Origin of the sequence: Asaia sp. SF2.1, from assembly GCF_000505765.1 — a bacterium.
Lineage (GTDB): Bacteria > Pseudomonadota > Alphaproteobacteria > Acetobacterales > Acetobacteraceae > Asaia > Asaia bogorensis.
Genome location: NZ_AYXS01000012.1, coordinates 396 through 10,817 on the forward strand (window position 1 = coordinate 396; position 10,422 = coordinate 10,817).

A 10,422-nucleotide genomic window follows, 5' to 3' on the forward strand; every position below is an offset into this window, starting at 1 on the left:
ATCATGGGGGGCGCCACCCGCCATGTGCTTGAACATGCTGGCATAACGGTTCTCATGAGCCGTTGATGTCGAATTTTTGCCATACCGCACCGGACATGCTACCGGCGCGGTATGGGTGACTTCCTTACAGGCGCCGAATGAACCGTCTTGAGCCAGAGCTCCAGACCGAATGCCGGGTCAGGCATCCGGGCCGCTCACGCGCCGAGCGCCTCCTTCTGACACTGGCACGCGCCTATCTGGGCTTCACCCAAGCCACCATACGCTGGTGCTTTACCGGGGCGCCCGAATCCCTTCCATCCCTGCTGCAAGGTCCCAATCGCCCGGCCGATGGCTGCATCACGGCTTGCTGGCACCGCTCCCTGCTTTTTTTGCCAGCCATGTGTCGTTGGGGGCATCGTCAAAACCCTGCTCTCAATTTTGGCGTCATGATCAGCCGCAATCGCGATGGACGCTTCATCAACGACCTTGTGGCCCCCTGGGGGATCACCGGGATCGAAGGGTCGAGCGATCGTCAGGGGAAGAACAAGGGAGGCAGCCGCGCCCTGCGCGAATCTGTCAGGGCGATCAAGAATGGTGTGGTCTTTGCCATAACGCCGGATGGCCCACGCGGCCCCGCAGAAAAGGTTCAGCCCGGCACCCCGGCTCTGATGCGGTTATCTGGCAGCCCCCTTGTTCCCATCGGCGGGGCGTGCACTTCGCTTCGTCTGCCGAGCTGGGATGGATTACGCGTTCCCCTGCCCTTCGGCCGCGGTTACATGCTTTATGGTGCCCCTCGAACGGGAGACGCCACCCCCGATGCCATCGAGAACGAACTGAAAGACCTCTCTGCCAAAGCGGAGCATTATCTATCTGCTGGCCGTTTCACCCTGCCGGATCATCTCTGGCACTTGCTGGGCATGATTCTTACGCCGGGGTTGCGGGCCATGATGCTCGTTCGCCTCAGGCGCGGCAAGGAGCGGCGCGAACGTCTCCCGGAGCGTCGGGGCCGCGCGAGCCTTACGCGGCCGACCGGTCGAGTTCTGTGGCTGCACGCGGCAAGCGTTGGTGAGACCCATTCCATCCTCCCCCTGATCGAAACGCTGGCAAGGCGCAATCCGGGGTGGCACTTCCTCCTCACCAGTGCCACGATCGGCGGTGCCGATATTGTCGCGCATTATCTTGGCCAGGAAGCGCGCAAGGATGCGCGCATGATCCATCAGTTCATCCCTTATGATACGCCGCTCTGGACGCGACGCTTTCTGGATCACTGGCAACCCGAAGCCCTGCTTCTGACCGATAGCGAACTCTGGCCGGGGCTGATCCTTTCCTGCACACGCCGCGCCATTCCTGTGGGTGTTCTCAATGGTCGCCTGTCGGAAAAATCGTGGCGGCGTTGGCACAAGGCCCGCCATATTGCCCCGCCCCTGTTCCGCCGTCTGGCTTTTGTGGCCGCGCGAGGCGAGGAGGACGGGAGGCATTTTCGCGACCTCGGGGTGAAGGATGTCGTCTGTCTGGGCGACCTCAAACAGGATGCGCCGCCGCCGCCAGTTGACCCGGTCGAGCTGGACAGACTCAGACGCCTGATCGCGGGGCGACCGGTTTTCCTCGCCGCATCGACCCACCCCGGTGAGGACGAGATCATCCTGCGCGCCGCCCACCTGGCGCGAAAGCACTTTCCCGCTCTCCTGACCATCATCGCCCCCAGACACCCGGTAAGGGGCGAGGATATTGCCACCCTCACCTCCCCGGCGGCAGCCCGACGCAGCGCAGGCGCCGACCCTGCTGCGCATGATGTCTTCTGGATTGCCGATACACTTGGCGAACTGGGGTTGTTCTACCGTCTGGCCGATTGCGCGTTCATCGGCAATTCGCTGATTCTACCCGGCGGGGGGCATAACCCGTTCGAAGCGGCAAGGCTCGATGTGGCCCTTGCGACCGGGCCCTTTCATGACAATTTTCGTCCTGCCTTCACGCAACTGAAGGGGCTGGTTGAGACTATACATGACGAGACGCAACTGGCTGACTGGATTGTAGAGGTGTTGACCAACCCTTTCCCCTGGGAAGACCGCGCCTGCCGCGCGAAAGAGACCATTGGGTCGGGACATGATGTAGCACTCAGGCTCGCCGAGAAGATCGAGACGCTGTGCGCCTGAAACTCTCCCCACCGGCTTTCTGGCAAAAAGCTGCACCTGGCTGGCAGGCACGCGCCCTCAGGCCGGTGTCATTCCTGTTCGATACGGTCGGCCTTGTCCGGGCGGTGCGCGCACGACCTGCGACAGCGAGCATCCCGGTCCTGTGCTGTGGCAATCTCAGCGTAGGGGGTACGGGCAAGACAATTCTCGTCCGGGATTTGGCGGCGCGGCTGGCTGCCCGGGGTGAGCGCCCGCATATATTGAGCCGCGGCTATGGTGGAAGGCTAAGCGGTCCGCTGCGCGTGGACGTCCATCACCATACCGCGCAGGATGTGGGGGACGAACCTTTCATGCTGGCGCAAGACTTCCCGGTCTGGATTGGCGGAAACCGCGCGGAAACCGCTCACCTCGCCACCGAGGCTGGCGCGACCTGCCTCATTATGGATGACGGTCTGCAGAACACCACCCTGCGCCAGACCATGCGGCTTGTCACTGTCGATGGCGCCGTCGGCCTCGGCAACGGTCAGACCCTCCCCGCCGGTCCCCTTCGCGAGCCTGTCAGCCGGGGACTCATGCGCGCCAATGGCGTCATCATCATCGGGCGTGATGACGCCCATCTCGCCACTCATCTGCCTTCCTCGATCGCTGTTCTGTCAGCTCGGCTCATCCCGTCTGCGACGATAAGGCGGCTCCAGGGCAAGCAGATCATCGCCTTTGCCGGAATCGGTCGTCCCTCGAAGTTCTTCGACATGCTGCGCGAGGCGGGAGCGCCCCCCATGCGCAGCATCGCCTTTGACGACCATCACGCCTATACCGAGCGCGACTGCCGCCGCCTGTCAGTACTCGCCCGTCAGCCGCGAACCGCCCTGGTGACGACACGCAAGGACTGGGTCAAATTGCCCGTCTGGCTGCAGGAAGATGTCAGCGTGATCGATGTCGAGCTTCTCTGGGCCGACCCCGAAGCGCCCGAACGCCTGCTGGACCAGCTATTCGCAACTGTGTAGAGCCGCCTTATGAGCGACACTCCCGGGATCACACTCCTGCACCGCGCCGAATACATAGTGGCCCGCCTCGCCCTCGCGGCGTTGTCCTCGCTGCCCGCGGCGATGGCATCCAACCTGGCGGGCTGGGTGGCGCGTACGATTGGTCCGCGCCTGCCTGTCTCCCGTGTCGCCGACAACAATCTGGCGCTGGCTCTTCCCCGCCTTACTACCGGAGAACGTGCCACGATCATCGTGGATGTCTGGGATAATCTGGGCCGCACATTGGGGGAGTTTCCCCATTTGCACCGCTTGCAGCAGAACACGGAATCTGGCCCCGGATGGAGCATCAGCAATGCCGAGGCGCTGGAGATCGTGCGGGCCACAGGCAAGCCTGTCATCTTCTTCTCGGGTCATATCGGCAACTGGGAAATGTTGCCACCAGTCGTCGCACGACACGGCCTCCCTTTCGCCTCGTTCTATCGTGCTGCAGGGAATCCGCTTATCAACCGGCTGATCATCGCTCTGCGTTCACGCGCGATGGGGGTCGAGACGCCGATGTTCGCCAAAGGCGCAAAGGGCGCCCGTCTGGCGCTTCGTCATCTCGCCCAGGGGCATCATCTCGGTATTCTCGGTGATCAGAAAATGAATGACGGCATCGAATGTCGCTTTTTCAATCTGCCCGCCATGACAGCCTCCGCAGCAGCGGCCTTTGCCGTGAAATACGATTGCCCGATCGTCACGGGCCGTATCGTCCGGCTTGGACCCGCCAGATTGCATCTGGAAGTCGGTCCTGTCCTCTACCCCAATCTCGGGGCGCGCCGTACCGATGAAATTGGCAGCCTGACTCAAAGGCTTAATGACCAGCTGGAACGCTGGATTACGGAGAAGCCCGGGAGCTGGCTCTGGCTTCATCGTCGCTGGCCGAAAGAATTATATACAAGAAAATGGCATAATTAACGGTCCAGACAGTCCGAAAGTTTCTTTTTTCCTGTCTGAACATAGGTGAAACGAAGCATTGCTTTTCTGCAACACCCCGCCGTCGCGATGACGGAAAACGTCATACAAACGCAATTTTACGTTGAGACCGCCCGCTTTTGCCGTCTAGCCTCAGTGTTGCACCAGAAATGAGGACGCAACGTATGGCCCAGACGCTGCCGTTTCCCAAGAACGAAACTCCAGCACCTCTCAGCAATGTGATTCCGCTGCGCTTCAATGTGCTGCCTCGTCATCGCGAATATCTTTCGCAGTGGCTGCAGGCTGGCCTCGCGATGGGGCTTTGCGACGCGGATATCGAGACGGAATGTCTGGATGGACGCAGTGAAGCTGTCGCTCATATCCTGATCTGGGTTCGCGAAAACGCTGACCCCGCCTATATGATCAAGCCACGCGGACTGCGCTGGGTTCTGATTGACCATATCCGCGACCACGAACTCGGAGTTTACCCGAGCCTCGAACTGGCTCTGAACACAGTTCGTCCAGTACTGCCGCTCAAATCCATCGCCGCCGCCTGAGGCTTATCGACCCAGGCCGGCAGAACGGAGCCAGACTCGTCACAGCGCTCAGGTCAGACCCAGGGGCTGGAAAACAACTCGCCGGTACTTACGAGGGCGAACTAGGCCCTCGCAATCGCCTCCAACGTGGGGACGACCTGGGATAAGCTTAACGGGTCAGGCGCCTCGGTGCAGCCGATGCCATTTTGACCCCACCGCCCGGCAGAATTTCAAACAGGGCAAGGCCGCGTGCCACAGTGCCATCGCCTCTCAGCACGAATGTCCCATCAGCACCGGCGAATCCGTCTGGACGCAGCAGCGAGCTTTCTGAGAAACCGTCGGAGCGCTGGCTCAGCACTGCCGCCATCGTTGCTGTGTCATAGGCAACATTGGCCAGAACTGACGGGGCATAGCCGTAGCGTGCGCGATAACGCTGCACGAAGTCGTTGCGAAAGGACGGATCGGGCGCGGCAAACCAGCCGCCGCGCAGGGCGCCGAGCTTTGCGGCAAACGCATTCCAGAGTGCCGGCCCCATGATACGGGTATGTCCCGTATCAATCGCAGCCTGCTTCAGGCCATCAATCACATTGGCAAGCTGAAGCCCCGTATCCCCCAGCAGCAGAGCGTCGAACGGCGGCGGAGCGAGAACGGGTTTTGCAGGCGCCGATGTCGCCGTGCCAGAAGCGGGCGAACCCGTCGCACCAGGCACCGCCCCCTTGAAAGGATCGGCAGCATTGCCGCCAGAAGCGGGCGCGGGTGATGCCTCGCTACCCAGAGGATTGACGGCATCCGGCTCGGCCGGGGCAGCCGCAGCGGCCTGCTTTGATGCCTCGTCCTGTCGCGCTTGCCAGTCAGACAGGATCTTGAGACCTGCCGATATCGACTCAGCAGTGCCGGTATGGAAAGCGATATTCGGTTGCGCCAGCCCGCGCGCGGCACAGGCCTTGCCCAGTGCATCAGCAAGGGCGTGACCAAGCGCCGAGTCAGGAAGATAAGCGGCGAAATTCTTGCGCCCTTCAGCGCTGGCGGCCTCAACCAGACGGTTGACCTGCTGCTCGACCGTTATACCCATGACCCATACGCCCGGCTTGGCCTGAACCTGATCGCTCGTATAGGCAAATTCGGGGATACCAGCTGGCTGAACGAGGGTTGCAACCGCACTTGTTTGCGGGGCAGTCAGCGGCCCCAGGATCACGCGGTCGCCCTGATCAATGGCAGCGCGTGCTGCTGTCTCGGCTGTCTGACCGGGCGCGTCGGTATCGCGTATATCAAGCGTAACCCCATGCCCTTCAGGCACGGCGATATGGGCCGCATTGGCCATCTGCTGACCGAGCTTGCCGAAACGACCGCTCAGCGGCAACAGCATACCAATCTTTTTGGGTCCAGAAGCGTCCTGATCTGCCCCCGCCCCGATCTTGGCGACGGGCGGCGGTGTCTCGGGGCCACCACAGGCAACAAGGGCGAAGGCTGCGACACCGGCGAGAGCGGAAACCTTGCATGCAGAGGCCGACCTGAGCGATGTGAAGGAAACCACGCGCTGACGGGGACCGAATGTCCGACCTACCATCTTATACCCACACTCCTGATAATGACTCGCCCCGTGAGGGCTCGTCGCATCCTTATGACAATTCTGGCAATTCTGCGACTCTTCCCCCCGGCAGCCTCACTCTGGTTGCCACACCGATCGGCAATCTGGGCGATATCAGCACCCGGGCGATCGCAACCTTGAAAGCCGCCGATGTGATCCTGTGCGAAGACACGAGGGTAACAAGCAAACTGCTCAAGGCCTATAACGTTTCCACTCCGACACAAATTCTTCACGATCATAATGAGCAGGATCGTCTGCCAGGCCTGCTCAACCGCATGGCCCAAGGGGGCCGTCTCGCCCTTGTTTCCGATGCCGGAACCCCGCTTGTTTCGGACCCCGGTTATCGTCTGACACGTGCTGCCATCGGGGCAGGGTTGTCTGTCGGGGCCATACCCGGGGCGAATGCGGCGACGCTCGCCCTCACGCTCTCGGGTCTGCCGCCCCATCCTTATCTGTTCAGCGGGTTTGCCAGCCCGCGTTCATCGGCCCGCCGCAGCCAGTTCGCAGTATTGCGCGCCGCCGAGCAGGCGGGTTTCACTGCAACGCTCATCTGGTATGAAGCGCCCCACCGCCTGCTGGACATGCTGGATGACCTGATCGCTGTTTTCGGCCCCGAGCGTGAAGCCGCCGTGGCGCGTGAACTGACCAAGAAATTCGAGGAGATTCGTCGCGGATCGCTCACAGAGATCCGTGAGCACTTCATCGGCACAGCACCGCGCGGAGAAATAACGGTGCTGGTCGGCCCTCCGGGCGATGAGGCAGTTGATACCGAGCAGGATCTGGACGCCCGTCTTGTCGTAGCTCTCAAGACCCATTCGGTGAAAGACGCGGCGGCTCTGGTCGCCGGGGCGGTCAATCTGCCCAAGCGCGTTGTCTATGCCCGCGCGCTGGAGATTGGCAAAAGCTGATCAGTGACTAAACGCAAGGAAGGCCGTAGGTCGCGACCGCCTTCCGTCGGCGCGGACATCATACCGGCTCAAGGTTGCCCATCGAAGCCCGGAAGGCGACCTACCCCCCGCACTTCAGGGTAAACATGTCAGTCCTGTTCTTTAGGCAAAGCGAAAAGTGTCGCCGGGTTGCCGGGATTGGGAACGACGTTGAACAGGTCGATCTGTGTCTCGCGTCCTTGTGCATCCTTGACTACCCATGATTTCAGCGTCAGGGGGGAGTCATTGAAGATAAGTGTCAGGCTACCCTCTGAAGGGGTCGCAGTGCGGACCAGGGTGACCTGCACCAGCCCATGATCGTGCTGGAAGGCGGTCACTGTCACATCACCGGACAAGCGCAGATCGGGCCGTAGCAACAGACCAAGCGGTGTCCGATCGAGAGGGAGCGTTGTGACCTGCCCGAGCTCCCGATCCTGATAGACAACCTTGCCATCATTGGCGATGAGCAGCAGCGGGCTCGGCTTATCGTAATCGAAACGCATCTTCCCAGGCCGGTCCAGCCAGGCCTGTCCGGTGGAGCGACTGCCATCGGGCGCGATCTGCTGGAACCGCGCCTTGATCGCATGGATGGCGTTCAGCGCATCCTGCACCCGGGCAATCCAGCCAGCATCGGTGGGCTTTAGAACCGCAGCCTGAGGCGTTGCCGCAGCGCCTTGGGCCAGAACCGTGCCTGGGGTAATGGACAGGATGCCAGCAAGAAATCCGCCCACAAGTAAGGCACGCATGGAAAATCGTGGCTGAATCGCGCTCATTTCAGATCGCCGCTTCTTCAAAAACGTGACGTACATCGCCCTGCCAGGCTCCCGTGAAACGCTCCACCCAGTGCTCGGCCTGGGTCGGGCCGCCATCAGCAATGATCTGGAGCGGGGCAAGACAGACCTCCTCACCCAGACCACGTGCACGCAGCCCCTGATCAGCCAGCGCAATGACGCGCTTGGCGAGCGCACGTAGGCCGCCGGGGAAAGTCGCGTCCATCGCCTTGCGCGGCACTTCGGCACGCAGGGCGCGATAGACCGACCAATCCTGCTCACGAACCAGTGCCTCGGCTGCGACCAGAGTCGCCGGATCATAGAGCAGCCCTACCCAGAGCGCCGACTGGGCCAGCATCATTGCCGGACTACCCGCATCGGCACCGCGCATTTCAAGGAACTGCTTGAGGCGCACATCAGGGAAAACCGTCGTCAGGTGATCCTCGAAATCACCCATCGTCGGCGTGAATCCTGCAAGCGCTGGCTGCGCCTTACCTTCCAGCCAGGCGCGGAACGACGCCCCTGCAACATCGCGTATCTCGCCATCACGCATGATGAAATACATGGGAACATCGAGAACCCAGTCCACATACTGCTCGAAGCCGAACTGGTCGTCGAAACAACAGGCTGGCATGCCCGAACGCGCGTTGTCTGTGTCGGTCCAGACCTGCGCACGGTTCGACAACAAACCGTTCAGCTTGCCCTCATAGAAGGGAGAATTCGCGAAGATCGCTGTTGCGAGCGGCTGTAGCGCAAGGGAAACGCGCATCTTGCGGGCCATGTCCTCCTCGGAGCCGAAATCGAGATTGACCTGAACCGTGCAGGTGCGGGTCATCATATCCAGCCCGAGTGTACCGACTTTCGGCATGTAGCGTCGCATGATCGCGTAACGGCTCTTGGGCATGATCGGCATGGCATCACGCGTCCAGAGCGGCTGAAAACCCAGAGGTGCGAAGCCCAGACCAAGCGCCTTGGCCGGCTCCCTGATCGCCTCGAAATGCGCCTGCATCTCATCGCGTGTCTCGTGCAGCGTCGCGACGGGACGTCCCGACAGCTCGAACTGCCCTGCAGGCTCAAGCGAAAGAGATTCGCCTTTATGAGCGCCCTGCCCCTTGAGCCCTATGAGCTTGTCATGATCGGTGATGGCCTGCCAGTCATGCCCATCAGCCATGACTGCCTCAAGAAGCGATTCGATACCCTTCGGCGTATAGGCAGGCGCCGAATAGGCTTCGCGGCCTGTATGATCGCCCGGCAGAACAAAGCCGAATTTCTCGTGCTCGGTACCGATGCGCCATGACCCCTGTGGCTTGGCCCCATCCGCAAGAAGTGCAACGAGCTGCGCCTTGCTCTCGATGGGCGCGTCATTCAGGTCACCGGGATTGGACATGGGCGGTACTGGAGCCTCAAAGGGAGATTTCTGGAAAAAGAAACTGTCGAGTTTCGTCCTATATGGACCGTGATGCGCGAAACGCCAACTGGGCAAGCCCGGCAATCACCGCCGTATCCGCTCTGAGGATCAGATTTCCCAGTGAAACCGGTCTTATCGCGCTATGCGTATTCAGCATGCGGCGCTCGCTCTCCGAGAATCCACCCTCCGGCCCGATCAGCAGGCCGTAATGCGACGGCACCGGCTCAACGCCTGGATTTTGCTGTCGTTCCAGCGCTGCATAGAGCGGATGGGACTGGGGCCATTCGTCAAGCAGCTGGGCCAGTGGCCGCAGCGGCTCGATGGCTGGAATATCAAGCCGTTCACACTGTTCCGCAGCTTCAATCGCAATGGCGCGAAATCTCTCAGCGTTGATGCGGTGCGTATTGGTGCGTTCCGTGATCACAGGGGCGAAACGTTTGACACCCATCTCAGTCCCCATGCGCAGCACAAGATCGGTGGCGTCGCGCTTGAGTGGGGCAAAAACCAGAACCGGCCCCGGCACCTCTACCGCAGGACGGCTGAGCGTGGTCAGGACCGCCTGCCCCCGGTCCTTGCGCTGGATCTCGAGACGCGCTGTCCATTCGCCCGCCCCTTCACCGAATACGCAAAGCGCGTCCCCTTCGTTCAGCCGCAGCACGGCGATGAGATAGCGCATCTGCCCCGGATCGAGCGCGATTGCTGTGCCCGCCCCCATGCCGGGAAGGAGCTGATCCAGATAGAGTCGGGGGGCGTCCTGCATGTCTGCCTCGTGATGCGTGATTGACGTTCCCTGTTCATAGACGCAATGAACCCTCATGACGACATGGAGACCTCAATGACGCGCGAGACCGTGCCCCATACCGACATTCGCGCTCATGGCTGGATCGCCCGTATGCCGCGCGCATGGCGGCCCTATCTGCTGCTGGCGCGCCTCGACCGCCCTGTTGGCACGTGGCTCCTCCTTTTGCCCGGCATCTGGGGGATCGCGCTCGCCGAGGGCGCGACATTCTCCCGCCGTGCCGTGCTGATCGCCCTTTTCGCCATTGGCTCCCTCGCCATGCGGTCAGCGGGTTGTGTCGTCAATGACATCTGGGACCGCAAGATCGACGCCCAGGTTGCCCGTACCGCAGGCCGCCCTCTTGCCAG

General features: G+C 61.6%; 10 protein-coding genes. 6 read left to right on the forward strand and 4 right to left on the reverse strand.

Translation table 11 applies throughout. The annotated features are described in order from the left end of the window. Positions 1-137 precede the first annotated feature (137 nt). The 4 genes from P792_RS0118645 (at position 138) to P792_RS26480 (ending at position 4,605) form a co-directional block, all read left to right on the forward strand. On the forward strand, positions 138-2,132 hold the full coding sequence (locus tag P792_RS0118645) for a glycosyltransferase N-terminal domain-containing protein (protein WP_051395844.1): 1,995 nt from the start codon (positions 138-140) through the stop codon (positions 2,130-2,132). Next, positions 2,129-3,115 (forward strand): tetraacyldisaccharide 4'-kinase, encoded by a 987-nt coding sequence (lpxK, locus tag P792_RS26470; protein WP_023978338.1) that lies wholly within the window; start codon positions 2,129-2,131, stop codon positions 3,113-3,115. Before P792_RS0118645 ends, lpxK begins: the two co-directional genes overlap by 4 nt. A 9-nt stretch (positions 3,116-3,124) precedes the next feature. Then, positions 3,125-4,051 carry a lauroyl acyltransferase gene (locus tag P792_RS26475; protein WP_023978339.1) on the forward strand — a complete coding sequence of 309 codons (927 nt, stop codon included), beginning with the start codon at positions 3,125-3,127 and terminating at the stop codon, positions 4,049-4,051. 182 nt (positions 4,052-4,233) lie between these two features. Then, positions 4,234-4,605, forward strand: coding sequence for a hypothetical protein (locus P792_RS26480; protein ID WP_023978340.1), 372 nt, complete (start codon positions 4,234-4,236; stop codon positions 4,603-4,605). A gap of 148 nt (positions 4,606-4,753) precedes the next feature. On the opposite strand, the gene P792_RS26485 is transcribed toward P792_RS26480, so the two are convergent. Then, the gene (locus tag P792_RS26485) at positions 4,754-6,151 is read right to left on the reverse strand and encodes a penicillin-binding protein activator (RefSeq protein WP_235075440.1); all 1,398 of its coding nucleotides are present in this window, start codon (positions 6,149-6,151) and stop codon (positions 4,754-4,756) included. Here P792_RS26485 and rsmI point away from each other — a divergent pair. Beyond that, on the forward strand, positions 6,136-7,080 hold the full coding sequence (rsmI, locus tag P792_RS26490; protein WP_181950251.1) for a 16S rRNA (cytidine(1402)-2'-O)-methyltransferase: 945 nt from the start codon (positions 6,136-6,138) through the stop codon (positions 7,078-7,080). The two genes, P792_RS26485 and rsmI, sit on opposite strands and share 16 nt — an antisense overlap. Positions 7,081-7,208: 128 nt before the next feature. Here rsmI and P792_RS26495 read toward each other — a convergent pair whose 3' ends face one another. From P792_RS26495 to P792_RS26505, 3 genes are read right to left on the reverse strand one after another with little or no spacing between them, the layout of a single operon-like run. Beyond that, on the reverse strand, positions 7,209-7,844 hold the full coding sequence (locus P792_RS26495) for an outer membrane lipoprotein carrier protein LolA (RefSeq protein ID WP_023978343.1): 636 nt from the start codon (positions 7,842-7,844) through the stop codon (positions 7,209-7,211). Positions 7,845-7,872: 28 nt separating this feature from the next. Further along, positions 7,873-9,255: a glutamate--cysteine ligase gene (locus tag P792_RS26500; RefSeq protein WP_023978344.1), complete on the reverse strand. Its 1,383-nt coding sequence runs from the start codon at positions 9,253-9,255 to the stop codon at positions 7,873-7,875. A 58-nt stretch (positions 9,256-9,313) separates the two neighbouring features. Continuing rightward, a complete protein-coding gene (locus P792_RS26505; RefSeq protein ID WP_235075441.1) occupies positions 9,314-10,093 on the reverse strand; it encodes a 16S rRNA (uracil(1498)-N(3))-methyltransferase in 780 nt (259 codons plus the stop codon). A gap of 18 nt (positions 10,094-10,111) precedes the next feature. On the opposite strand from P792_RS26505, the gene P792_RS38560 reads away from it, so the two are divergent. After that, a partial coding sequence (locus tag P792_RS38560; RefSeq protein ID WP_035439740.1) for a UbiA family prenyltransferase occupies positions 10,112-10,422 on the forward strand: 311 nt, incomplete at its 3' end.